Source organism: Streptomyces sp. 11x1 (assembly GCF_032598905.1).
In the GTDB taxonomy this organism is placed as follows: domain Bacteria; phylum Actinomycetota; class Actinomycetes; order Streptomycetales; family Streptomycetaceae; genus Streptomyces.
In genome coordinates this window covers 8,882,194-8,906,112 of record NZ_CP122458.1, presented here as the reverse complement: position 1 = coordinate 8,906,112, position 23,919 = coordinate 8,882,194, and the positions used below count along the sequence as shown (strand labels likewise).

Here is a 23,919-nt window from a genome sequence, read left to right as displayed (position 1 = left end):
TGTGTCCCACCGGCCCGCCCGATCCGCTCGGTTCGCGCGCAGCGCTAGGCGTCGACCTTGGCCATCACGTCGTCGCTGACGTCGAAGTTGGCGAAGACGTTCTGGACGTCGTCGCTGTCCTCCAGCGCGTCGATCAGCTTGAAGATCTTCCTGGCGCCCTCTTCGTCCAGTTCGACCTGCATGGTCGGGACGAAGTTGGCCTCGGCCGAGTCGTAGTCGATGCCGGCCTCCTGGAGGGAGGAGCGGACCGCGACCAGGTCGGTGGCCTCGCTGAGCACCTCGAAGGACTCGCCCAGGTCGTTGACCTCCTCGGCGCCCGCGTCGAGCACAACCTCCAGGACGTCGTCCTCGGACAGCTCGCCCTTGGGAACGATCACGACGCCCTTGCGGTTGAAGAGGTACGAGACGGAACCCGGGTCGGCCATCGAGCCGCCGTTGCGGGTCATGGCGACCCGGACGTCGGAGGCGGCGCGGTTGCGGTTGTCGGTGAGGCACTCGATGAGCACCGCGACACCGTTCGGGCCGTAGCCCTCGTACATGATCGTCTCGTAGTCGGCGCCACCGGCTTCGAGGCCGCCGCCGCGCTTGATCGCGGAGTCGATGTTCTTGTTGGGGACCGACTGCTTCTTCGCCTTCTGCACGGCGTCATAGAGCGTCGGGTTGCCCTCGAGGTCCACGCCGCCCATCCGTGCGGCGACCTCGATGTTCTTGATCAGCTTCGCGAAGAGCTTGCCGCGCTTGGCGTCGATCACGGCCTTCTTGTGCTTCGTCGTAGCCCATTTAGAGTGGCCGGACATCTGCCTGTCTCCTTCGCGTTACCCAACTCCGTACGAACCCCAGAGATCCTACAAGGACTCCGCCGCCCGGTTCGCGCGCACCATGTCGACAAAGAGGGCGTGCAGGCGGTGGTCGCCGGTCAGTTCCGGATGGAAGGACGTGGCGAGGGCGTTGCCCTGGCGTACGGCGACGATGTGACCGTCGTGCTCGGCCAGCACCTCCGTCTCCGCGCCCACGGACTCCACCCACGGGGCGCGGATGAAGACGCCCTCCACGGGATCGCCCTCGACGCCCCTGACGTCGACCGCCGCCTCGAACGACTCGTTCTGGCGTCCGAAGGCGTTACGGCGCACGATCATGTCGATGCCGCCGACGGTCTCCTGGCCCGAGCGCGGGTCGAGGATCTTGTCGGCGAGCATGATCAGGCCGGCGCAGGTGCCGTACACGGGCATGCCCGCGCGGACGCGCGCGCGGAGCGGTTCCATGACGCCGAAGAGGACGGCGAGCTTGGAGATCGTGGTGGACTCGCCGCCCGGGACGACGAGGCCGTCCACCTCGGCGAGTTCCTCGGGGCGCCTGATCGGCCTGGCCACGGCGTCGGCCGCGGCCAGGGCGACGAGGTGCTCCCGTACGTCGCCCTGGAGCGCCAGGACGCCGATGACCGGGGTGTCGCTCATGGGTGCTTACCAGCCCCGGTTCGCGTAGCGCTCGGCCTCGGGGAGGGTGTCGCAGTTGATGCCGACCATGGCCTCGCCCAGGTTGCGGGAGGCGTCCGCGATGATCTTCGGGTCGTCGTAGAAGGTGGTGGCCTTCACGATGGCGGCGGCGCGCTTGGCCGGGTCGCCGGACTTGAAGATGCCGGACCCGACGAAGACGCCCTCGGCGCCGAGCTGGCGCATCAGCGCGGCGTCGGCCGGGGTGGCGACGCCACCGGCGGAGAAGAGGACCACCGGCAGCTTGCCCAGCTCGGAGACCTCCTTGACCAGCTCGTACGGGGCGCGCAGCTCCTTGGCGGCGGCGTACAGCTCGTTGTTGTCGAAGCCACGCAGCTTGGCGATCTCGTTCTTGATCTGGCGCAGGTGACGGACGGCCTCGACGACGTTGCCGGTGCCGGCCTCGCCCTTGGAGCGGATCATGGCGGCGCCCTCGGCTATGCGGCGCAGGGCCTCGCCGAGGTTGGTGGCACCGCAGACGAAGGGGGTGGTGAAGGCCCACTTGTCGGAGTGGTTGACCTCGTCGGCCGGGGTGAGGACCTCGGACTCGTCGATGTAGTCGACGCCGAGCGACTGCAGGACCTGGGCCTCGACGAAGTGGCCGATGCGGGACTTGGCCATGACCGGGATGGAGACGGCCTCGATGATGCCCTCGATCATGTCGGGGTCGGACATCCGGGCGACGCCTCCGTCCTTGCGGATGTCGGCGGGGACCCGCTCAAGGGCCATGACCGCGACCGCGCCCGCGTCCTCGGCGATCTTGGCCTGCTCCGGGGTGACGACGTCCATGATCACACCGCCCTTGAGCTGCTCGGCCATGCCGCGCTTCACGCGGGCGGTGCCGGTCTCGGGGGTCTGGGCGGCGGAGTTGGAGAGCGTGCTGGACACGGGTTTGACCTCGCTCGGGGAAGGGGGTTTCTGCAATCACCGAGGAAACGTGAGAGGAGCGGGCCACGGCAAGGGCCAATGGGGAGGCGGTGGATCGTTTTCCTGAGGTGCGGGTGAGGGGTCGGGTGCGGGCCCGGTGGGGGCTGGTCGCGCGGTTCCCCGCGCCCCTCAAGGGCCTACGGCCCTTTCGGGCCGAAAAAAGAAAGGGGCGCAGCCCCTGCTTTTCAGGGGCGCGGGGAACCGCGCGAGAAGCCCCCACCGGGCCCGCGGTCGCCCACGAACCCGCACCCCCCGAGCCCCTAGGCGCCCGAAGCCAACGCCCCCGGCGGCTCGTCGTCCATCTCGAACGCCATCGGGAACGGCGCGTGCCCGGCGAGCCGGAACCAGCGGACCTTGCGATGCCGGCGCAACGCCCGCGCCGCCCGCACCGCGTCGTTGTGGAAGCGCCGCGCCATCGGCACCCGGCGCACCGCCTGGGCCAGCTCGTTCGCCGCGTCCTCACCACCCGGCGCCTCGCGCACCACCTCCACCTGCTGCGCGTCCGCGAACACGGCCCGCAGCGCCTGGCTCAGCTCGCTCTCGGCGACCTCGCGCTGCTCCTCCTCGGCCTGCCGGGCCGCGTGTGCCGCCTCGTAGAGGACGATCGAGGCGGCCGGGTCCAGCACCCCGGAGGTGGCCAGTTCCTGGGCGACCGACGCGCGGCGCAGCAGCTGCGCGTCGAGCGCGGCCCGGGCGGCGTCGATGCGCGCGTGCAGCCGGTCGAGGCGTCCCGCGGTCCAGCTCAGATAGAGGCCGATCGCGAACAGGACGACAGCGATCCAGATGAGTGTCGAAGTCACGGGCGGCAAGGCTACTACCGGAGCCCACCACGACCACGCCCCAGCTCAGCCCCGCACGGGACGGGCGGGAACCGTGCGAACGGCCCCCGCACCCACCGGAGTCATTCCCGGCCCAGCCCCAACCGCGCCCGCAGTCCCACCCGTTCGTCCGCCGCCACCGACGCCGCGCCCTCCGTGACGGTCTCGTAGACGCCGAGGATGTCGGCGCCGACGGTGGACCAGTCGAACCGGCGGACGTGGGCGCTGCCCCGCTCGCGGAGCTCGGCTCGGCGCTCCGGGTCGCCGAGCAGGCGTACGGCGGCTGTCGCGAGGGCGTCGGCGTCCTCGTTGGCGAAGAGCTCACCCGCGCCGCCCTGGTCGAGGACCTGGGCGAAGGCGTCGAGGTCGGAGGCGAGGACGGGGGCGCCGGCGGACATGGCCTCGACGAGGATGATGCCGAAGCTCTCGCCGCCGGTGTTGGGGGCGACGTAGACGTCGACGCTGCGCAGGAAGCGGGCCTTGTCCTCGTCGCTGACCATGCCGAGGAACTCGACGCGGGAGCGGAGCTCGGCGGGCAGGCTCTCCACCGCCTGCTCCTCGTCCCCCCGTCCCGCGACCAGCAGCCTGGCCCCGGGACGCTCGGCGAAGATCTTCGGCAGGGCCTTCATCAGCACCGGCAGCCCCTTGCGGGGTTCGTCGATCCGGCCGACGAAGCCCAGCGTGTCGCCCTGCCAGTCGGGGTTGGGCTTGGCGCGGGCGAAGAAGTCGACGTCGACGCCGTTCGGGATGACGACCGCGTCGCCGCCCAGGTGCTCGACCAGGGTGCGGCGGGCGTACTCGCTCACCGCGATCCGCGCACTGATCTTCTCCAGGGCGGGCTGGAGGATCGGGTAGGCCGCGATCATGGCCCGGGAGCGCGGGTTGGAGGTGTGGAAGGTGGCCACGATCGGGCCCTGTGCGGCCCAGCAGGCCAGCAGGCCGAGCGACGGGGAGGCCGGCTCGTGGATGTGGATCACGTCGAAGGTGCCGTCGTGCAGCCAGCGCCGTACCCGGGCGGCCGACAGGAAGCCGAAGTTCAGGCGGGCGACCGAGCCGTTGTAGGGCACGGGGACCGCGCGGCCCGCGGAGACGACGTACGGCGGCAGCGGTGTGTCGTCGTCCGCCGGGGCGAGCACCGACACCTCGTGGCCGAGCCGGATGAGGTGGTCGGCCAGATCACGGATGTGGAACTGGACTCCCCCGGGCACGTCCCAGGAGTACGGGCAGACGATCCCGATCTTCACGGGCGCCCCTTCTCGGAATCCGTCGCGGCCTCCGGCAGCGGATCACGCGCGGCACCCGTCCGCGGACCGCGCCCTGCATCCGTCGCGGCATCAGCGGCCGAACTCGGAGCGGGATCGGTGGCCGGTCTCGGTGGGGGCGGCGTGGGCCCGCCCGGACTCTTCGCGGGGTCGAGGTCCGCGAGCCACAAGCGCTGGAGCATGTGCCAGTCCTCCGGGTGGTCGGCGATGCCGGTGGCGAAGGCGTCTGCCAGCGCCTGTGTCATGACAGACGTCTTCTCGGCGCGGGTACCTGTCCCGGGTACCTCGATCGGGGCGTGCACGCGTCCCCGCATGACGGGCGAGTCGTCGTACCAGAGCGTCACCGGCAGCAGCAGCGCGCCGGTCTGCTGGGCCAGCAGGGCCGGTCCGGCGGGCATCCGGGTGGGCTCGCCGAAGAAGTCGACCTCGACGCCGGACGCGGACAGGTCGCGGTCGGCGACCAGACAGACCAGGCCGCCGTCGCGCAGCCGCCGCGCGAGGGTGCCGAAGGCGGAGCCGCCGTTGTGCGGCAGGACCTCCATGCCGAGGCCCTCGCGGTAGGCGACGAAGCGGTCGTAGAGCGTCTCGGGCTTGAGGCGTTCGGCGACCGTCGTGAACGGTGTCTTCAGCTCGGTGGTGACCCAGGCGCCGGCGAGGTCCCAGTTGGCCAGGTGAGGCAGCGCGAGGACGACGCCCCGGCCGGCGGCGAGGCCGTCGGTGAGGTGGTGGAGGTCCGCGACGGTGACGCCGCTCCTGATCCGCTCCTCGCTCCAGGCGGGAAGGCGGAAGGACTCCATCCAGTAGCGCAGGTACGAACGCATGCCCGCGCGGGACAGCTCGGCGAGGCGCTCCGGGCCCGCGTCCGGGACCACGCGCGCGTAGTTGGCCTCCAGCCGACGCACGAGGGGGCCACGTCGCTTCCAGGTGGCGTCGGCGATCGTCCGGCCGAGGCGGACGGCGGCGGGCTCGGGGAGCTTCTTGACGGTGCTCCAGCCCAGGCCGTACAGCCCGTCGGTGAGCCGTTCCCGCAGAGCGCTCACGGGGTCGCCTCGCTGTTGCGGGAGGTGTCCGGGGTGTCCTGGGCGGGCGAGGCGGCGGCCTCCGCCTCGGCGGCCGCCTCGACCTCGGCGGATTCGCGGCGGACGGTGACCACGCGCTGGATCAGCGTGACGAGGCTGCCGACGGCGACGATCCACAGGGCGATGGGCAGCAGGACGTCGATCCCGGGCACCCCGAACGCGTGCAGGCCGGAGAGGCCGGCCGCGACCAGCGAGATCACCAGGCGCTCGGCGCGCTCCACCAGCCCGTTGACCGCCACCGGCAGGCCGATCGACTCGCCGCGTGCCTTGGTGTACGACACCACCTGGCCGCTCGCCAGGCAGAAGATCGAGACGGCGCACAGGGCGAGGTCGTCGCCCTTGCCCGCGTACCAGAGGGCGAAACCGCCGAAGATCGCGCCGTCGGCGACCCGGTCGAGCGTGGAGTCGAGGAAGGCTCCCCAGCGGCTGGAGCGGCCCATCTGACGGGCCATGTTGCCGTCGACGAGGTCCGAGAACACGAACAGCGTGATGACGATCGTGCCCCAGAAGAACTCGCCCCGGGGGTAGAAGACCAACGCGCCCGCGATCACTCCGGCGGTGCCGATGAGAGTGACCGTGTCGGGGCTGACACCCCTGCGGATCAGAAACGCGGCGAACGGTGTGAGGACACGCGTGAAGAATGCACGCGCGTACTTGTTCAGCATGGCCTTCCCGAGGGTCGGTGTCGCCGCGTGGCCCCTGTTGGCCATCCGGCTGGCCCATCGTAGCCACGCGCGCGCGTGTGCGACCGTCGGGCACCAGCCCGCCGTGTCCCCCGGGCGTGACCGGGGACGCGAGGAGCGATCACGTCGTTCGTATGGACGCACCGTGACGCGGGTGCAAAGCTCGAAGACACCGCGGGCGTCATCGGAGCCGCACCGCACGCGGATCCGCATGTCCGCGCCCACAGTGACCTCACCGTGCACGGGAGGCAGGATCATGGGCGACAAGGCGAACGCACATCCCGGAGCCGCCGGCAGGGCTACGGCGGCCGACCACCCCGCGTCCGTACGGAATGTGGTGCTGGTCGGCCACTCCGGTTCGGGCAAGACGACTCTGGTGGAGGCTCTCGCGCTGACGGCGGGAGCGGTGAACCGGGCGGGCCGCGTGGAGGACGGCGGCACCGTCTCCGACTACGACGAGATCGAACACCGGCAGCAACGCTCGGTGCAGCTCTCCCTCGTCCCCGTCGAATGGGGCGGGTACAAGATCAATCTGTTGGACACCCCCGGATACGCCGACTTCGTCGGGGAACTCAGGGCCGGTCTGCGAGCGGCGGACGCGGCCCTGTTCGTCGTCTCGGCCTCGGACGGCGTCGACGGCTCGACGCGCATGGTGTGGGAGGAGTGCGCGGCGGTGGGCATGCCGCGGGCGATCGTGATCACGCACCTGGAGGCCGCGCGGGCGGACTTCGAGGAGATGACCAGGATCTGCGCGGAGACGTTCGGCGGGGACGACCCTGACGCCGTCCTGCCGCTCTATGTGCCGCTGCACGGCCCCCAGGGTCCCGACGGGCACGCGCCCGTGACCGGGCTGACCGGGCTGCTGACGCGGAAGCTCTTCGACTACTCCTCCGGCGAGCGCAAGGAGTCCGAGCCGGGCCCGGAGCAGTTGCCGGCGATCGAGGAGGCCCGCAACCGGCTCATCGAGGGGATCATCGCCGAGAGCGAGGACGAGACCCTCATGGACCGCTACCTCGGCGGCGAGGCCATCGACGTCAAGACGCTCATCGACGACCTGGAGCGGGCCGTCGCGCGCGGGGTCTTCCACCCGGTGCTGGCCGCCGCCCCCGCGGCCGAGGGCGCCAAGCAGGGCCTCGGCACGGTCGAACTCCTCGAACTGGTCACCGGCGGCTTCCCGACCCCCCTGGAGCGCGAGACGCCCACGGTCACCACCCCCGAGGGCCGCCCCCGCGAGATCACGTCGGCCTGCGACCCGGACGGGCCGCTGGTCGCCGAGGTCGTGAAGACCGCCAGCGACCCCTACGTGGGCCGGATCTCCCTGGTACGGGTCTTCTCCGGGACGCTGCGCCCCGACGCGACGGTGCACGTCTCCGGGCACGGGCTGGCCGACCGCGGACACGAGGACCACGACGTCGACGAGCGGATCGGCGCCCTGTCCGCCCCGTTCGGCAAGCAGCAGCGGTCGCTCACCCACTGCATCGCGGGCGACCTGGCGTGCGTGGCGAAACTCAACCGCGCGGAGACCGGGGACACGCTGTCCGCCAAGGACGACCCGCTGCTCATGGAGCCGTGGGAGATGCCGGACCCGTTGCTGCCGCTCGCCATCCAGGCGCACAGCAAGGCCGACGAGGACAAGCTCTCCCAGGGCCTCGCCCGGCTGGTCGCCGAGGACCCGACGATGCGGCTCGAACAGAACCAGGACACGCACCAGGTGGTCCTGTGGTGCCTGGGCGAGGCGCACGCCGACGTCGCCCTGGAACGGCTGCGCAGCCGCTACGGCGTCCAGGTCGACGTCATACCGCACCGGGTGTCCCTGCGGGAGACGTTCGCCGACAGATCGGCGGGCCGGGGGCGGCACGTGAAGCAGTCCGGCGGACACGGGCAGTACGCGATCTGCGAGATCGAGGTGGAGCCGCTGCCCGGCGGCTCCGGCATCGAGTTCGTCGACAAGGTCGTCGGCGGCGCGGTGCCCCGGCAGTTCATCCCGTCCGTGGAGAAGGGCGTACGGGCGCAGGCGGCGAAGGGCGTCGCGGCGGGCTATCCGCTCATCGACGTACGGATCACGCTGCGCGACGGCAAGGCGCACTCGGTGGACTCCTCGGACGCCGCGTTCCAGACGGCGGGCGCGCTGGCGCTGCGCGAGGCGGCCGCCGACGCGAAAATCCACCTGCTGGAGCCGGTGGCCGAGGTGTCGGTGCTGGTCGGCGACTCGTACGTCGGTCCGGTGATGAGCGATCTGTCCGGGCGGCGCGGCCGGGTCGTCGGCACCGAGCAGGCGGGCGGCGGGCGCACCCTCGTCCGGGCCGAGGTGCCGGAGATCGAGATCGACCGGTACGCCGTCGACCTGCGCTCGCTCTCACACGGCACCGCGCGCTTCGGCCGCCGGTACACGCGACACGAGCCGATGCCGTCCCACGTCGCCGACAAGCTCCGGGAACGGACGAAGGAGAACTGACCTACGGGTTCGAGTTCGGGCAACGGGACGGAAGGTGCAGGAGACACCCGTGACCTCGCGGTGGGCGGCCCCGGCCGTCCACCGGTGGGTTCCGTGAATGTCCGTTCCCTGCGCCGCGCGTTGCCCGCGGCTGCGGATACGCTGATCACCTGATCGACAAGTATGGCTCGATCAGGTCCAGATCAGGCTATGACCTGATCAACAGGTGTGCGGAGCACGGAAGTCGGGAAGAGCCGCAGGAGCGAGTGTGCGGCGATGGGGGCGGCGGTGGCGGACGAATTCGATTTCTCTCCCGGGGCACAGGTGCCGCTGACGGGCACCGCGGGCCAGACCGCGGCGACGTACGCCCTGGCGTCCGCGGCATACCGGGACAACGAGATCGCGGAGATCCTCAAGGCCAACAACGACTGGCACAAGTCCTCGGTCAATCCGGGCCGCAAGTGGGCGACCATCTTCCGGCCGAACCTCGGAGAGGCCTTCTCCCTCGCGGTGCGGGACCGGATGGTCGGCGCGGGCCGCAAACCGCTCATCCAGTCCTTCGGCATGGAGCCGCAGGTCGTGGTCGAGCACTGCCTCGCGGCCAACAACATCCGCCGGGAGCGCGACAACCGGCTCTCGGCGATCATGGTCCTGTGCGGGGTGCTCTTCCTTCCCGGGCTCCTGCTGTGGCTGCTGGTCTTCCAGATCCGTACGACGGTCGCCAAGCGTGACGACAAGCGGGCGGGCGCTCTCGGCACCACCCTGCTGGTCGCGGTCGGGGCCCTCGCCGTGATTTTCCTGCTCAAGATGCCCTTCGACGGCTTCTGGGCCTGGTACGCGCGTGCGTGCGTGGTGCTGCCGGTGGTCGGCTGGTTCTGGGCCAAGCAGGTCTGCGAGCGCGCCGCGAAGGATCTGCGAGAGCGCTGGTCCGGCCTGCTGGCGGGCGGTGGCATCGGCGCCAAGATCCCTGAGGCCGTGCCCGGCAGCCCCGGCGAGACCAAGGCCGAGCAGCTGCGCAAGGAACTGGCCCGGCTCAGCGCCGAGCAGCGCTCCAACCTGGTCTTCTACGCCGGCCCCAAGGGCATCCTCGGCATGGGCACCCGGTGGGGCAGCTGGCAGCTCGCCGAGGACCTCGTGCCGGCCGAAGCGGGCAAGGAGATCCACCCGTTCCGCAGCTGGGACGTCATACGCGCCATCCACGACCAGCTGCGCATGCTGGAGCGCACCCCCCTCAACACCGGTGGTTTCACGGCCCCTTCCATCAAGCACTGGATCGTGAGCCCCATCGGCGAGGGCGCCGGAGCCGTGGCCCGGCCCGACAGCACCGACGTGGACGCGTACCAGTACAAGACGCACGCCATACAGGAGATCTGCAACAAGCAGCACTTCGGCAGCGGCAACCGCCACTACCTGGGGGTCCAGTGGACCCTCTGGGACGGTCAGTTGATCATCACCATGCTGGTCACGGTCACCGTGCTGCACCAGACGCTGCGCATCGAGGTCACCGGGCACGCGCTGGGGCCGGTGCACGGCCTGTTCACGACCGGCCCCGCGGCCAAGGAGAAGGAAGTCCAGAAGTCGCTGCGCTTCTGGGAGACGCGCAAGATCAAGCTCCCGCTCGTCGACGCCGACGAGGTCGTACGGCTCGCCGCGCGCGCCCCTCTGACCTGGTACCCGCCGCTGCTGAACTGGCTCGGCGGCTCCATGGGACTGCCCGAGCCGTTCGGCCTGCGCCACGCGTGGGCCGACCAGCCGTGGCGGCACCGCTTCATGGCCGACGACGCGCTGCGCGCGGCCACGCCGGTGCTCCGCGTGGTGCACAACGCGGCGATCAAGGTACTCAAGGAGAACGGCGTGGACACCGAGAAGTTCGGGTCGCGGGCCGGGTTCCTCAGCGGGGCGGTGCAGGATCCTGCGCCGCGGAAGGCGGACCTCTACGACGCGTGAGCGCTGCGCTGGGCTTGGCCGGCGGGGGGCGTGGGGGGTGGGGGTCGGTTTCGGGTGCGGGTCCGGTGTGCGCTGGTCGCGCAGTTCCCCGCGCCCCTGAAAAGCAGGGGCTGCGCCCCGTGCCTTTCATCCCGCGGCCCAGCCATCCTCAGGCCCGCAGGGCCTGAGTCTTCAGGGGCGCGGGGAACCGCGCGAGACGCCCCGCGCACCCACACCCGAACAACCAACGCCCAGCACCCGACGGCAGTCACACGGTGGGCCACGCCTCCGCGAGCATCTTCCTCGTGTCGGCCAGCAGCTGCGGCAGGATCCTCGTGTGACCGACGACCGGCATGAAGTTGGTGTCCCCGCCCCAGCGAGGCACGATGTGCTGGTGAAGGTGGGCCGCGATACCCGCCCCCGCGACCGAGCCCTGATTCATGCCGATGTTGAAGCCGTGGGCGCCGGAGGCGTTGCGCAGCGCGGTCATGGACTGCTTGGTCAGCTCGCCCAGCTCGGCGGTCTCCGGCCCGGTGAGATCCGTGTAGTCGGCGACGTGCCGGTAGGGGACGACCATGAGGTGGCCGCCGTTGTACGGGTAGAGGTTGAGCACCGCGTACACGTGCTCCCCGCGCCTGATGACCAGGCCGTCCTCGTCCGATTTGGCCGGGATCGAGCAGAACGGACAGCCGTCGTCGGCCCCAGGACCGGTCGGCTTGTTCTCGCCCTGGATGTACGCCATCCGATGGGGCGTCCACAGGCGCTGGAACGCGTCCTGCGTTCCCACTCCGATCTGCTGCTCCGGCTCACTCGTCATGCAGTGCAGCATATGGCTTCGCCCGTTCGCGGCGTGTCGCCGGGTGCCGGCGCCGGGCGACCGGGGCCAAGCTGAGGCGATGGACCTCGACAGCCGCGCGCTCCGCTGGGAGCAGCGCACCGGACGCGCCCTCACCGGAGCGTCGGCCTTCTTCCTCGGCTCGTACGCGGTACGGGTGCTCGACAACGGCCTTCCCCAGGTCTGGCTCGACCTCTGTCTCGCGGTGACCATGGCGTGCTGGGCGATCTTCGTCCTCGACTACGGGGTGCGGTGGCGGCTGAGCGGGCTGGGGCCGAGGTTCGTACGTGTCCACTGGCTGGACACAGTCGTGCTGGTACTGCCGCTGCTGCGGCCGCTGCGGGTCGTGCAGCTCCACGACGCTCTGCAACGTCGCCACGAGCGGCCGCGGCTCCCCCTGCAAGCGCGCGTGGCCGTCTACGCGGGCCTGTCGGTGACCCTGCTCGGCTTCACCGGCGCCCTCGCCGTCTACCAGCAGGAGCGCGACGCACCGGGCGCGACGATCCTGACCTTCGGGGACTCCGTGTGGTGGACCTGCTCGACGCTCGCCACGGTCGGGTACGGGGACGTCACCCCCGTGACCCCGATGGGCCGGACGATCGCCGTGTTCCTGATGGCCTGCGGTCTCGCCCTGCTCGGCACGGTGACGGGGTCGTTCGGGTCGTGGCTGATCCAGGTGTTCGCGCGGGAGGACGAGGAGAGGCCCCCGGCGAGCTGAACTCTCCGGGGGCCTCCCTCGACGATGGGGCGCGGGTGCGCATCAGATCTGGACGCGGTCCTCCACGACCTTGGCGATCTTGGCGACGGCCTCCTCGACGGGGATGCCGTTCTCCTGCGAGCCGTCGCGGTAGCGGAAGGAGACGGCGCCGGCCGCCATGTCCTCGTCGCCCGCGATGACCATGAAGGGCACCTTCGCCTTCTGGGCGTTGCGGATCTTCTTCTGCATCCGGTCGGAGGAGGAGTCGACGTCGACGCGCAGCCCCTTCTTCTTCGCCTCGGCGGCGAACTTCCTCAGGTACTCCACATGCGCGTCGCCGATCGGGATGCCGACCGCCTGGACGGGCGCCAGCCACGCCGGGAACGCGCCCGCGTAGTGCTCCAGGAGCACGGCGAAGAACCGCTCGATCGAGCCGAACAGCGCGCGGTGGATCATGACCGGGCGCTGCTTGGAGCCGTCCGGGCCGGTGTACTCCAGGTCGAAGCGCTCGGGCAGGTTGAAGTCGAGCTGGACCGTGGACATCTGCCAGGTGCGGCCGATCGCGTCCTTGGCCTGGACGGAGATCTTCGGGCCGTAGAACGCGGCGCCGCCCGGGTCGGGGACCAGCGGGAGGCCCTGCTTCTCGGCGACCTGGCGGAGCGTCTCGGTCGCCTCCTCCCACGCCTCGTCCGAGCCGACGAACTTCTCCGGGTCCTTGGTGGACAGCTCCAGGTAGAAGTCCGTGAGCCCGTAGTCGCGCAGCAGGTTGAGGACGAAGGTGAGCGTCTTGTCGAGCTCGTCGGCCATCTGCTCACGGGTGCAGTAGATGTGCGCGTCGTCCTGGGTGAAGCCCCGGGCCCGGGTCAGACCGTGCACGACGCCGGACTTCTCGTACCGGTACACGGTCCCGAACTCGAAGAGGCGCAGCGGCAGTTCACGGTACGAGCGGCCGCGCGCGTCGAAGATCAGGTTGTGCATCGGGCAGTTCATGGGCTTGAGGTAGTAGTCCACGCCCTCGTCGAGCTGCATGGGCGGGTACATGCCGTCGGCGTACCAGTCCAGGTGACCCGAGACCTCGAAGAGCTTCCCCTTCGTGGCGTGCGGGGTGTAGACGAACTCGTAGCCCTCCTCCTCGTGCCGGCGGCGCGAGTAGTCCTCCATGACCCGGCGGATGATGCCGCCCTTGGGGTGGAAGACGGCGAGGCCGGAGCCGATCTCGTCCGGGATGGAGAACAGGTCGAGTTCGTTGCCCAGCTTGCGGTGGTCGCGCTTCTCGGCCTCGGCGAGGAAGTCGAGGTGGGCCTTCAGCTCCTCCTTGGAGGGCCAGGCGGTGCCGTAGATGCGCTGGAGCATCGGGTTCTTCTCGCTGCCGCGCCAGTACGCGGCGGCATTGCGCATCAGCTTGAACGCCGGGATGTTGCGGGTGGTGGGCAGGTGGGGGCCTCGGCAGAGGTCCTTCCAGCACAGGTCACCGGTCTTGGCGTCCAGGTTGTCGTAGATCGTCAGCTCGCCGGCGCCGACCTCGACGTCCGCACCGTCGTCCGAGGACGCGGAGCCCTTGAGGCCGATCAGCTCCAGCTTGTACGGCTCGTTCGCCAGTTCCTCGCGGGCGGCCTCGTCGGTGACGACACGGCGGGAGAAGCGCTGACCGCGCTTCTGGATCTCCTGCATCTTCTTCTCGATGGCCTTGAGATCCTCGGGCGTGAACGGCTTCTCCACGTCGAAGTCGTAGTAGAACCCGTCCCGGACCGGCGGCCCGATGCCCAGCTTCGCCTCGGGGAAGAGTTCCTGCACGGCCTGGGCCATGACGTGCGCGGTGGAGTGGCGCAGGATGTTGAGGCCGTCCTCGGAGGAGATCTCCACGCTCTCGACGGTCTCGCCGTCCCGCACCTCGTACGCGAGGTCCTTCAGCTCTCCGGCCACGCGGGCCGCGACGACGGTCCGCTCGCCGGCGAAGAGGTCGGCGGCCGTAGTGCCCGTCGTCACCACGCGCTCTTCCCGCTCGGAATCGCGTTGGATGATCACACGGACGTCGGACACCGGTCTCTCCTGACTGAAGGGGACCACCTACGGATTTTCGTAGGTGGTCCCCGAATCGTACCGAGCCAGGGGTGCCCTCTGCGAAACGGTTGATGGGCGGACGCGGTCAGTCGCCTCCGCACGCCTCCTCGAAGAAGGCCGTGATCTCCGCGGTCTCCTGCAGCGACTTCATCAGCCGGTCCCGTTCGGCCTCGTCGACCTGCACGGGTGCGATCCCGTCGGCGTTCGTCAGCCGCCGGAAGCCGCCCCGGCTCTCCAGCCGGCCGTGCACCCGGACCGGCAGACCGACGAGATGGGCCTGGCCTGCGATCCGGTACGACTCCTCGTCCAGGGTCATCCGGACGTGCGGGACCTCGGCGCCGGCGATGACCCGCAGCCGTACCGTGCCCTCGCCGCGCGCCGCCGACCTGCGCATCCGCACCACGGCTCCGGTGATCCGCACCGGCATCGGGGGCTCGGCGCGCAGGTAGCGGGCGCCGGCCTCGCGCAGCACGGGCAGGTCGCCCGGGGAGAACTCGACGGGGTCGGCCGGTGTCGCACCGCCCTCGGGGACACCGGCGGCGGGCGCCCAGTCGACGGCGACGCGGGCGCCCTCGGTGCCGCGGACGAGGGCGACGAGGGCCTCGGTCAGCTCGTGGCTGACCCCTGCCTCGACGGCGCTGTCGAAGGCGTCCATGCCGCCGGTGGCGCGCTGGTAGTCGATGGCTTCACGGGCGGCATAGAGGGCCTGGTGGAGCCGTAAGGCCAGGGAGCGGCCCTGGGCGACGGGGACGAAGGCGGTCAGCCGACGGCCGCCGGGGGCCGCGCCGACGAGGACACCGTCGAGGGAGGCGGCGGCGGGCAGGCGGTGCCGGGCGCCGTGGTAGCCGGCCCGCGCGCGGGTGGCCAGGGCCGCCGCGAGAAGCATCTGGCGGGCGGCGGAGCGCAGTTGGTCCTCGACGACCCAGGAGGCGGTACCCAGCGGTCCGGTGGGGACGTCCCGCCACCAGTGGATCTCGTCGCTCGGTACCGTGAGGGCGGTCAGCACGTCCCGGGCGGCGGGCGAACCGCTCCGCGACAGTGCCGTGAGGGCCTCGCCGAGCAGGTCGTCGCTGTCGGGGAAGGCCCGGTTCTCCGGCACGAGCAGGCTCATGGCCCGCCCGGCCGGCTCGGGCGGGGTCCAGCGCCCGTACCGCCCGGTGGCTCCGCCGCGCCGCTGCCACCCGTGCCGTCGCAGCAGGGTGCCCAGTACGGCGGGGTCGACGTGCGCGGGGTCGGGCGGCTGGGTCCAGACGGGTTCGGCGGGGTGGGGCCGGGCGGGGCCCACGGGTTGGTTGATGGGGCGGCGCACGGACGCGCCCGCGGTCCGCGGGCCGCGGCCGTCGTCGATGGGGCCGTGGGTCACGGTCTTCCTCCCGTTCCGACCCGCGTCATGATCTCGCAGAGCGCTCGGTCGTCGAAGATGCGCGAGGTCGGGATGCGCACGGTGGTGCGGCGCCGACCGGTGATCGGGTGTCCGGCGAGATTGGTCCAGTAGCAGCAGTGCCGCAGGTCGAGCCGGTCGTGGCCGGCCCGCAGCCACTGCTCCTGCGACCTGGGGACGATCATCACGACCAGGATCTTGTGCACCGAGACGGGGGTGCGGGCGAGCTTCGCCAGGTGCTCGTTGTCGAGGGTGAAGGAGAAGAAGCGGCCCGGGGGGTTCGGCGCGAGTTGGTAGGTGGCCTTGAGCTGCACCTTGATGGTGACCTCGTCGTCGACGGTGTGGCCGGGCGAGCCGTGACTGACGTGCCAGTCGATGCCGTTGTCCGGAAAGGGCTGGGACAGGGAGCAGCCGGCGGCGGCCGCCACCGCGTGCAGATAGCCCACCTGCAGGGTCTCCATGCAGGCGGTGGTGGCGAGGGAGCCGCGGAGCGGTGCCGCGTGCTCGGGCAGCAGCCCGCCCCGCTCGGGCTGCGCAATGGCCATGACCAACAGCCTTCCCCTACAGGTGTTTCCCCGTGCCGGGCCCCTGAACTGCGCAGACCCGTACTTCTGTTGTCTCCGTCCGGCGTACGGCGCAAACAGCCCGGGTATCACCAAACTGGCAGAAGACGGGACGTCAGCTGCCGTGGGTGAACGAGGAGTTGTGGACACATGACGTGTTGGTACGAGGGGCCCTTGGCGGCGTTCGACACGGAGACCACGGGCGTGGACGTCGAGACCGACCGGATCGTGTCGGCCGCCGTCGTCGTCCAGGACGCGCCCGGCACCCGCCCCCGGGTGACCCGGTGGCTGGTGAATCCGGGGGTGCCGGTGCCCGCCGCGGCGACGGCGGTGCACGGGCTGACGGACGATCAGTTGCAGCGCGACGGCCGGTGGCCGGCGCCGGTGATGGAGGAGATAGCCAGGGCGCTCGCCGAGCAGGCGGTGCGCGGCCGCCCGCTGGTCGTGATGAACGCGCCGTTCGATCTGACCCTGCTGGACCGCGAGTTGCGACGGCATCGCGCCTCGTCGCTGGACCGCTGGTTCGAGACGACGCCGCTGCGGGTCCTCGACCCCCGGGTCCTGGACAAGCATCTGGACCGCTACCGCAAGGGCCGGCGCACGCTCACCGATCTGTGCGCGCACTACGAGGTGCCCCTGGACGGCGCGCACGACGCGGCGGCCGACGCACAGGCCGCGATGGATGTCGTCCGCGCGGTGGGCCACCGTTTCGCGACCCGGCTCGCCCGCCTCTCCCCCGCCGAACTGCACACGCTGCAGGCCGTGTGGCACGCGGCCCAGGCCCGGGGGCTGCAGGCCTGGTTCGCCCGCAGCGGCACGGAGGAGTCGGTGGACCCGGCATGGCCCCTGCGTCCGGATCTGCCGGCCGCGGCGGCATGAGAAAGGCCGGCCCGCGACTGCGGACCGGCCTTTTTCCCGGTGGGCGATACTGGGTTCGAACCAGTGACCTCTTCGGTGTGAACGAAGCGCTCTCCCACTGAGCTAATCGCCCGGGAACGGACTGAACAATACAGGTCCCGACGGGTCTGGTTCAAACCGCTTGCCCGTCCGCCGTGAGGTACGCGAGGAGTCCTCGTCGTCCCGCCCGCATCATCAGCGCGTGGTTGGCGCGGAAGAGCGGCCGTCCCGGTACGGCGAACCGCCGCAGCAGGGGTTTGGAGACGTCGACCTCCTGGTCGTAACGGGCGAGCGTGCACGTGCCGTCGGCGGTGAGTGTCCAGCGGGCCCAGCCGTCCAGGTCGCCGGTCATCTCGATCTCCAGGACCCCGGCCGCCCGGTCGCTGCGTACCTCCCGCGCGGTGAAGGCGAGGTCGTAGGGGAGGACCGAGCGGACCCGGACGGTTCCGGTGGTGGCGTCGAGCCGGGTCACCTCACGGACCTGCGGCCACCAACGCGGATAGTCGTCGACCCGCTGGAGCACGTCGTACACGACGGTGGGGCGGACGGGCAGGTTCCAGTGGCTGAAGAAGCGGTAGTGGCACCAGTCCATGGTCGGATTCTGCCTGCACAGGGCCGGTTCACTCGGGAAGTGAGTACGTCCTGAGTATCCGCACTCATGTCGTACGCCGTGACGCGGACCACACTCCCCTGCATGACGTCCTTTCCGTCCCCTGCCGAGGAGTTGCGGGCCCTCGACGCCGAGCTGCGGCACCTCGACGCCCGCCGCGCCTTCCTGCTGGGCCGCCGCGCATGGCTGCTGAACGCCCTGTACACCTCCGCGCCCGGGTCCACGCCCGCCGCACCGCCCGTACGACGCCCCGAGGCGACGGCGCCTCGCGTCCAGAACGTGCTGCTGGTCCTCGGGGGCGTCCTGCTGACGGTCGCGGCGATCGCGTTCACCCTGGTCAGCTGGGGCCACCTGGGCATCGCGGGCCGGGCTCTGGTACTCGGCGCGGTGACGGTGACCGCGCTCGGCGCTCCCGTGCTCCTCCTGCGACGGGGCCTGCGTTCGACGGCCGAGGCGGTGGCCGGTCTGGGCCTCGCCCTGACGGTCCTGGACGCGTACGCCCTGCACGAGGTCGTGTTCACCGGGGCGGACGGTACGGGGTACGCGGCGGCCGCGACGGCGGTGCTCGCGACGGTGTGGGCGGCCTACGGGCTGGGGCTCGGCGCGCTGCCGGCCCGAGTGGCGGAGTCCGGCGCGGCGTCACCCCGCACGGCTCTCGGCCTCCCGCTCCCCCTCGCCCTGTGCGCCGCTCAACTCCCGCTCCTCCTCTGGTCGTTCGCGGTGAACGCGAGCGTGGAGACGGTCACGGCCGTGCTGCTGGTGACAGCGGCGGCCGACACCGCGATCGCGCTCCGGGTCTCCCTCAAGCCGGTACGGATCGTCGCCGTGGTCGGCGCGTCCGGCTGGGGTGCCTGGGGTGTGTCGGCGGCCGGGTGGCTCTCGTGGGCCGCCACCGGCCCGGGCGCCGCCGCCCGTGCGGCGGCGCTCCTCGCCCTCGCCGCCGCGGTCGCCCTGACGACGGCCTGGCTCGCCCCGAAGCCCGCTCTGGCCCTCGGCGCCGCCCTCGCCGGCGGGCTCCTCACGGTGACGGGCCTCGGCGGCGTCGCCCGCGCGGTCCTGCCCGAGGTCTGGACGGTTCCGGCCCATCTCCTCTGCGGGCTCGCCCTGTTGACTGCCGTACGGGCCCAGGCCCCCGAGCCCGTACGGCGTGGTCTCGTCCACGCCTCCGCCGTCGTCCAGGGCCTCGCGCTGGCCACGACGGTGCCGGTGGTGGCGATCGCGATGCTGGGGCCGGTCAGCCTGCTGGAGCGGATCTGGTCCGGCGCGCCCGGGAGCGCCCGCGCGGCGGTGACGCTCGACGCCCCGTGGCCCCCGAACACGGCGACCGTACCCCTCGTGCTCGTCGTCGTCGCCGGAGTACTGGCCCTGGCCGGACGCACGGCCGCGTGGCGGACCCCGGCCCTGGCCGGCGCCTCGGTCCTCGCCTGGGCCGCGGTCCTGGTCCTCCCCGCGGTCCTGGAACTGCCTTACCTGGCCGGGCTGATGACCCAGGGCCTCCTCATGGCGGCGGCCCTGACCCTGGCCGGACTCGTACGACTGACGGCACCCGAGCCCTCGGACCCGTCCAAGCCCTCCCAGCCGTCCGAGCCGTCCCAGCCCTCCCAGCACGCCCAGCCGTCCGATCGTCTTCGGTCGCCGTTGCCGCTCACCGGCGCCCTTCTGGCCCTGGTCACCTCCGTGAGCCTGGTCCTGCTCTCCCTGGCCACCGAGCCCACGACCCTCGTCGCCCTCGTGGCCTCGACCGTCCTGTTCGCGGCGGCCGCGTGGCGCACCGACCTCGGCCCCCTCGCCGCACCGGCCTCGATCGTCCACGCCACGGCCCTGACCTGCGCGATCGGCGCGTCCGTCGGCTGGGAGCCGCAGCACACCGCCCTGCTCGTCCTGGTGGTCCCGGCGATCGCGGCCCTGCTCGCGGCACGCCTCGGCGACTCGCCCACGACGATCCCGGTCGAGGCGACCGGGGCCGCGGCCGGCCTCCTGGCCATCGCCCTCTCGGCCACGCATCCGCCTCTGCTGGCCCTGACCCTCGCGCTCTGCGGGGTGATCGTCACGGGCAGGGCCGTACGACCGGACCGCCGCCACCTCGGCTATCTGGCCGCCGCGCTCTTCGTGACCGCCTCATGGGTACGGCTGACGGTGTGGGAGGTCGGCTCGCCCGAGGCGTACACCCTGCCGGTGACCGTTCCGGCCCTGGTCGTCGGTCTGTTGCGTCGGCGCCGGGACCTGACGGCCTCGTCCTGGGCGGCGTACGGTCCGGGACTAGCCGTCACGCTGGTCCCGAGCCTCTTCGCGGCCTGGGGCGACACGCACTGGCTCCGCCCCCTGCTGCTGGGCACCGCCGCCCTGGCGGTCACCCTGTTGGGTGCCCGCCACCGCCTCCAGGCACCGCTCCTCCTCGGCGGCGCCACCCTCGCCCTGGTCGCCCTGCACGAACTGGCCCCCTACATCGCCCAGGTCGTGGACGCCCTCCCTCGCTGGGTACCTCCCGCACTCGCCGGTCTGGCCCTGCTCGCGGCAGGCGCCACCTACGAACAACGCCTACGCGACGCACGACGAGTGCGGAACGTACTGGGAAAGCTGAGCTGAGACGCGCCCCGTCAGGAGCGCGGGGAACTGCGCGAGAAGCCCCCACGAGCCCGCAGTTCCCCACCAACCCCAGGCACCCCAAAGCCCCCGGCACCCCCAGCGGAGCGTCACGGCATCTTGTCGCCCACCAACGCCAGGTTCTGAATGGCCGCCAACCCGTACAGCGCCGTCGCGTTGGTCGACACCCACGCCGCCTCGCTGCCCGGCACGAGCGCCGTCGGGCCCTCGATCTTCTTCGTGGACCAGTCGGTCGACTCCTTGTAGTCCCAGGTGTCGGCGCTGTTGTAGAACTGCCGCCACGCCCGCGCCGCCAGCTTGTCGTCGCGCAGGTGAACCGCCGCGTACGCGTCCTGCCGTGAGTGGCCCTGGAAGAGCAGCAGGGTCCCGAAGTGGGAACCGTAACGGGCGGTCTGCTCGGCCCTCGTGGCGTTGTAGTAGCGGCAGTAGTCGAGCCACGCCTCCTTGAACTTCGGCATGTCGACCTGGTCGATGAGCTCCGCGCACATCTCGACCAGACCGAACATCGCCGACAGGTGCGAGACCCCGACCACGGGCTTGTCCGCGACGGCGAACTCACCCGTGTCCAGGTCGTAGAGGCCGGTGCCCTGGACGAACCCGTTGGGCTGGGCCGCGATCGTCTCCATGGTCGACAGGACGCGGGCCTTGGCCTTCTCCCACTTGGGGCCGCGCCGCTCCCACTCGGTCAGCCACGCCGACACCAGGCCGGACCAGTCGGTGCCGAAGCCGATCGACAGGGCGTTGCGGTCGGGGGTGTACGGCTCGGTGCGGATCTTGCGGATGGGGTCGAGGACGAGGAACGTCTCGTCGGAGTCGACGTTGGCGTGCATGAGGTCGCCGACGCGTTCGTCCGCGGTGAGGAAGTAGTAGTAGCGGCGGTACGTGGTGTTGGCGATCCGCTGCTGCTTGGCGCTGTCGGCGTAGTGCTGGACACCGTGGCGGGTGCCGAGGCCCGCCCATTTACCCAGGTGGTACACGTCGACCTCGCCGGTGTGCCGGGTCATGGCCTCGGCGAAGCGGAAGATGTCGGCGCGGCCGGAGCGCATGTACGCGAACCACAGCCACAGGTCGGGCGAGAGCTCGGAGTTGTCCCAGGCGTAACCGCCGACGTCGTAGCACCACTGGTGACGGCTGGGGTCGTAGCTGTGCATGATGTCGCCGTAGTCCCAGAAGCCGTACCACCGGCGCATCTCCACCTGGTCCTTGTAGTAGGTGAAGAGGAAGTCGAGGTGGTCCTCGATCTTCGCCTTGGCGACGGTGGAGCGGTCGGGCTCGGAGAACAGCTTGCCGAAGACGCCCGCCTTGATGAGCTGCTTGGGCGGGGCGGCGAGCTGCGCGGGCGTGCGGACGGCCTCGACCTGCTTGGCCATGTCCTCGGCGCCGGGCGTGGACTCGTGGGCCCAGAAGAGCAGTTCGCTGGTGCGGGCGATGCCGTAGGGGGTGCCGAACTCGGGCTCGTAGTCCTCGTAGGTGATGTTGAGGCCTTCGAGCTGCTCGGGGTAGGTGTCCTGGCCCATGCCGTCGTGGTAGAAGCGCAGGTCCATGGGCTGCGCCTCGGGCGACCAGAGCCAGAGGGTGATCTCGGCGGTGTCGGTGTGGGCGTCGCGGATGTCGAGCTGGGCGGGGAACTTCTCCCAGAAGTCCCGCAGGCCGAAGGCGAACCCTCCGGACGCGCCGCCGACGTACCCGAAGCCGCTCGCCCTGCGGCCGCCGCCGGCCGGGATCCAGCCGTGGCCCTTCTTGGTGCGCTTGCGGACCCCGAAGCCGTCGGCGGACAGCTGGGAGAGCGTGTAGTCGCCCCATTCGGGGATGTACTGCAGGCGGGTGGTGACCCGCTGGTCCCACGTCGACGGGTCGGGCAGCTTCTTGCCCTCGAACTGCGCCGTGCGCACGGCCGCCCCGGGGTCGCGGCGCAGCCCGGTGATGCCCTTGACCGCCTCGCGCAGCAGACCGGTACCCTCACCGCCGATACGGATGTGGCGGTCGTACGCGGCGTCGCGCATCGGCACCTTGAAGCGGACGCCGATGCCGCGGATGAAGTCGCCGCTTGCCTTCCCGGGTTCCTGGGTGCCGTCGAAGGTGATCGTGTGCACCATGCGGAACGACTCGGCGCCCGCGTAGAAGTAGAGGCGGATCGAGAAGGGCAGCCAACTGCGGCTTCCCTTGCGGTGCTTGCCGTCGATGCGGACGACCGCGCGGACCGGGCCCTCCTGCTCGACCTCCACCTCGTCGATGGCGCTCTCGAAGCGTTGGTACTTCTCGGTGCTCTGGTCGCCGTCCTCGATCTCGGGCTGGCGCAGCAGGACCAGTCGGCCGGTGTGGGCGATCTCGGTGGAGCCGCGCCGTACGGACTTCACCAGGGTGGAGCCGGACTTGCCGATTTTGGCGGTGATGACGCCGGTCGAGACGTCGAGGGTGCCACCGCTCCTGTGGACGGTGACCTTCTTCTCCGGCGCGGCAGGGGTACCGGCGGCGAGGGTGAGCTTGCCGGAGCCGGCGCCCGCGCCCACCGCGTGCGCGGTCCACTTCACGGAGCCGTCGGGCCAGTAGCCGATCGGCCAGGACTGGACCGGGATGTCCTTGCCGTCCGCGTCCTTCAAAGAGAACGACTGATTCTTCTCATGGGCGCCCTTCGGCCACGGCACACCCACGGTCGAACCGGGAGCGGCGCCGAGTCCGCCGTCCTCCAGCCAGTTCAGGGTCACCGGCTCCGCCTCCGCGGCCTCGGCTCCGGGCGCGGCCTGCGCGTTCGAGCTCCCTAGCGCCCAGCTGAACTGCGCGGCGGCTCCTGCGACGGCGGCCGCCTTGAGAAGGGACCTGCGGTCGATGGGGGACATGGCCTTTCCTTTCCGAACGGGAAGTCGTACGTGCGGGTGGTCAGGGGCATGACAGGGAGACGTGCGGCACCTCCGGAGCGCCGGCCTGGTACCGGCGGGTGCCGCCGGGCGGCGGCACCCGCCGATGCGGGCCACGACCGGTGCGTGGCCGCGACCGGTACGGGTCCCGGCCGGTCAGCGGCGCCGGTACCGCTCCTCCACGGCGACGGCCGCCGCCGCGACGGCCCCGAGCACGGGGACCGCGAGCGGCGCGACGAACCAGGCGGAGCAGGCCACCACGGCCAGTCCGCCGACGAGCAGAAAGGATCCGGCGGGATCGAGCACGGTCCGCCGCCCGGCCGCGCCCAGCAGGCCCCGCCAGGTGGCCCCGGGCCGCCAGACCGCCGCCGCGCGAAGCCCGGCGACGGCGGCCCCGATCAGTGCGAGGATCCCGATCGCGCCGACGAACGGCCCGCCCGGGAGACCGGCGCGTACGGCCTGGACATCCACCCAGACCGCCGCCAGCGCCGCCCAGCCGGCGAGCCCGACGAGCCAGCCGCCGCGCACCGCCGCCCGGAAGTCGGCCACGAACTCCCGCCACCCGCCGCCCACATGAGCCGTACGACGTCGCAGGTGCCGCGAGCCCGCGGCGAACGCGGCGGGGTACGTCACCAGCGGCAGCGCGGCCAGCGCGATCCACACCCCCGTGAGCAGACACTCGGCGAACAGCGCGAACCGTTCGGCGAGCGGGGACTCCTCACGGGGCGCGGCCGACCTGGCGCGGTCGTGGTCGCGGGTACGGCTGCGGGTGCGGGCGAGGGCCATGGTCGGCTTCA

General features: G+C 71.4%; 19 protein-coding genes and 1 tRNA gene. 5 read left to right on the top strand and 15 right to left on the bottom strand.

What is annotated here, in order from left to right; all coding sequences use genetic code 11:
* Nucleotides 1-44 precede the first annotated feature (44 nt).
* From P8T65_RS39185 to pgsA, 7 genes are all read right to left on the bottom strand, one after another.
* Entirely contained in the window at nucleotides 45-797 is a 753-nt protein-coding gene (locus P8T65_RS39185; RefSeq protein ID WP_184896346.1) for a YebC/PmpR family DNA-binding transcriptional regulator, read from the bottom strand.
* Between the two features lie 48 nt (nucleotides 798-845).
* Nucleotides 846-1,454: a pyridoxal 5'-phosphate synthase glutaminase subunit PdxT gene (gene pdxT / locus P8T65_RS39180; protein ID WP_316730110.1), complete on the bottom strand. Its 609-nt coding sequence runs from the start codon at nucleotides 1,452-1,454 to the stop codon at nucleotides 846-848.
* A 6-nt stretch (nucleotides 1,455-1,460) separates the two neighbouring features.
* The gene (pdxS, locus tag P8T65_RS39175; protein WP_033532596.1) at nucleotides 1,461-2,378 is read right to left on the bottom strand and encodes a pyridoxal 5'-phosphate synthase lyase subunit PdxS; all 918 of its coding nucleotides are present in this window, start codon (nucleotides 2,376-2,378) and stop codon (nucleotides 1,461-1,463) included.
* 299 nt (nucleotides 2,379-2,677) lie between these two features.
* The gene (locus P8T65_RS39170; protein ID WP_316730108.1) at nucleotides 2,678-3,217 is read right to left on the bottom strand and encodes a hypothetical protein; all 540 of its coding nucleotides are present in this window, start codon (nucleotides 3,215-3,217) and stop codon (nucleotides 2,678-2,680) included.
* 101 nt (nucleotides 3,218-3,318) lie between these two features.
* On the bottom strand, nucleotides 3,319-4,479 hold the full coding sequence (locus P8T65_RS39165; protein WP_230219191.1) for a glycosyltransferase family 4 protein: 1,161 nt from the start codon (nucleotides 4,477-4,479) through the stop codon (nucleotides 3,319-3,321).
* Complete coding sequence (locus P8T65_RS39160; RefSeq protein WP_316730105.1) at nucleotides 4,476-5,537, bottom strand: phosphatidylinositol mannoside acyltransferase; 1,062 nt, start codon at nucleotides 5,535-5,537, stop codon at nucleotides 4,476-4,478. Before P8T65_RS39160 ends, P8T65_RS39165 begins: the two co-directional genes overlap by 4 nt.
* Nucleotides 5,534-6,286 carry a phosphatidylinositol phosphate synthase gene (gene pgsA / locus P8T65_RS39155; protein WP_316730104.1) on the bottom strand — a complete coding sequence of 251 codons (753 nt, stop codon included), beginning with the start codon at nucleotides 6,284-6,286 and terminating at the stop codon, nucleotides 5,534-5,536. The genes P8T65_RS39160 and pgsA overlap by 4 nt, the downstream gene beginning before the upstream one ends.
* 229 nt (nucleotides 6,287-6,515) lie before the next feature.
* Between pgsA and P8T65_RS39150 the strand changes: the two genes are divergently transcribed.
* Both P8T65_RS39150 and P8T65_RS39145 read left to right on the top strand, forming a co-directional pair.
* Nucleotides 6,516-8,714, top strand: a complete 2,199-nt coding sequence (locus P8T65_RS39150) for an elongation factor G-like protein EF-G2 (RefSeq protein ID WP_316730103.1) — start codon at nucleotides 6,516-6,518, stop codon at nucleotides 8,712-8,714.
* Between the two features lie 255 nt (nucleotides 8,715-8,969).
* The gene (locus tag P8T65_RS39145; RefSeq protein WP_316730102.1) at nucleotides 8,970-10,640 is read left to right on the top strand and encodes a hypothetical protein; all 1,671 of its coding nucleotides are present in this window, start codon (nucleotides 8,970-8,972) and stop codon (nucleotides 10,638-10,640) included.
* A gap of 247 nt (nucleotides 10,641-10,887) precedes the next feature.
* Here P8T65_RS39145 and P8T65_RS39140 read toward each other — a convergent pair whose 3' ends face one another.
* Nucleotides 10,888-11,448, bottom strand: coding sequence for an HIT domain-containing protein (locus P8T65_RS39140; RefSeq protein WP_316730101.1), 561 nt, complete (start codon nucleotides 11,446-11,448; stop codon nucleotides 10,888-10,890).
* Nucleotides 11,449-11,515: 67 nt separating this feature from the next.
* Between P8T65_RS39140 and P8T65_RS39135 the strand changes: the two genes are divergently transcribed.
* The gene (locus P8T65_RS39135) at nucleotides 11,516-12,172 is read left to right on the top strand and encodes a potassium channel family protein (protein WP_316730100.1); all 657 of its coding nucleotides are present in this window, start codon (nucleotides 11,516-11,518) and stop codon (nucleotides 12,170-12,172) included.
* A gap of 42 nt (nucleotides 12,173-12,214) precedes the next feature.
* Here P8T65_RS39135 and thrS read toward each other — a convergent pair whose 3' ends face one another.
* The 3 genes from thrS to P8T65_RS39120 all read right to left on the bottom strand — a co-directional run bounded on the left by thrS (nucleotide 12,215) and on the right by P8T65_RS39120 (nucleotide 16,138).
* Complete coding sequence (gene thrS, locus P8T65_RS39130; RefSeq protein ID WP_316730099.1) at nucleotides 12,215-14,191, bottom strand: threonine--tRNA ligase; 1,977 nt, start codon at nucleotides 14,189-14,191, stop codon at nucleotides 12,215-12,217.
* A gap of 106 nt (nucleotides 14,192-14,297) precedes the next feature.
* Nucleotides 14,298-15,521, bottom strand: coding sequence for a hypothetical protein (locus tag P8T65_RS39125; protein ID WP_399103352.1), 1,224 nt, complete (start codon nucleotides 15,519-15,521; stop codon nucleotides 14,298-14,300).
* Nucleotides 15,522-15,571: 50 nt separating this feature from the next.
* Nucleotides 15,572-16,138, bottom strand: a complete 567-nt coding sequence (locus tag P8T65_RS39120) for a DUF4365 domain-containing protein (protein WP_184896325.1) — start codon at nucleotides 16,136-16,138, stop codon at nucleotides 15,572-15,574.
* 168 nt (nucleotides 16,139-16,306) lie between these two features.
* Here P8T65_RS39120 and P8T65_RS39115 point away from each other — a divergent pair, with 168 nt between their 5' ends.
* On the top strand, nucleotides 16,307-17,035 hold the full coding sequence (locus tag P8T65_RS39115; protein ID WP_316730096.1) for a 3'-5' exonuclease: 729 nt from the start codon (nucleotides 16,307-16,309) through the stop codon (nucleotides 17,033-17,035).
* 40 nt (nucleotides 17,036-17,075) lie between these two features.
* Here the strand turns inward: P8T65_RS39115 and P8T65_RS39110 are convergent.
* Both P8T65_RS39110 and P8T65_RS39105 read right to left on the bottom strand, forming a co-directional pair.
* A tRNA-Val gene (locus tag P8T65_RS39110) sits at nucleotides 17,076-17,147 on the bottom strand.
* A 39-nt stretch (nucleotides 17,148-17,186) separates the two neighbouring features.
* Nucleotides 17,187-17,645, bottom strand: a complete 459-nt coding sequence (locus P8T65_RS39105) for an SRPBCC family protein (RefSeq protein WP_316730094.1) — start codon at nucleotides 17,643-17,645, stop codon at nucleotides 17,187-17,189.
* Between the two features lie 102 nt (nucleotides 17,646-17,747).
* On the opposite strand from P8T65_RS39105, the gene P8T65_RS39100 reads away from it, so the two are divergent.
* Entirely contained in the window at nucleotides 17,748-20,249 is a 2,502-nt protein-coding gene (locus tag P8T65_RS39100; RefSeq protein ID WP_316730092.1) for an SCO7613 C-terminal domain-containing membrane protein, read from the top strand.
* A gap of 107 nt (nucleotides 20,250-20,356) precedes the next feature.
* Here P8T65_RS39100 and P8T65_RS39095 read toward each other — a convergent pair whose 3' ends face one another.
* Together P8T65_RS39095 and P8T65_RS39090 are read right to left on the bottom strand one after the other, a co-directional pair.
* Nucleotides 20,357-23,104 carry a Tat pathway signal sequence domain protein gene (locus P8T65_RS39095; RefSeq protein ID WP_316730091.1) on the bottom strand — a complete coding sequence of 916 codons (2,748 nt, stop codon included), beginning with the start codon at nucleotides 23,102-23,104 and terminating at the stop codon, nucleotides 20,357-20,359.
* 174 nt (nucleotides 23,105-23,278) lie between these two features.
* Complete coding sequence (locus tag P8T65_RS39090) at nucleotides 23,279-23,908, bottom strand: hypothetical protein (RefSeq protein ID WP_316730089.1); 630 nt, start codon at nucleotides 23,906-23,908, stop codon at nucleotides 23,279-23,281.
* Nucleotides 23,909-23,919 lie beyond the last annotated feature (11 nt).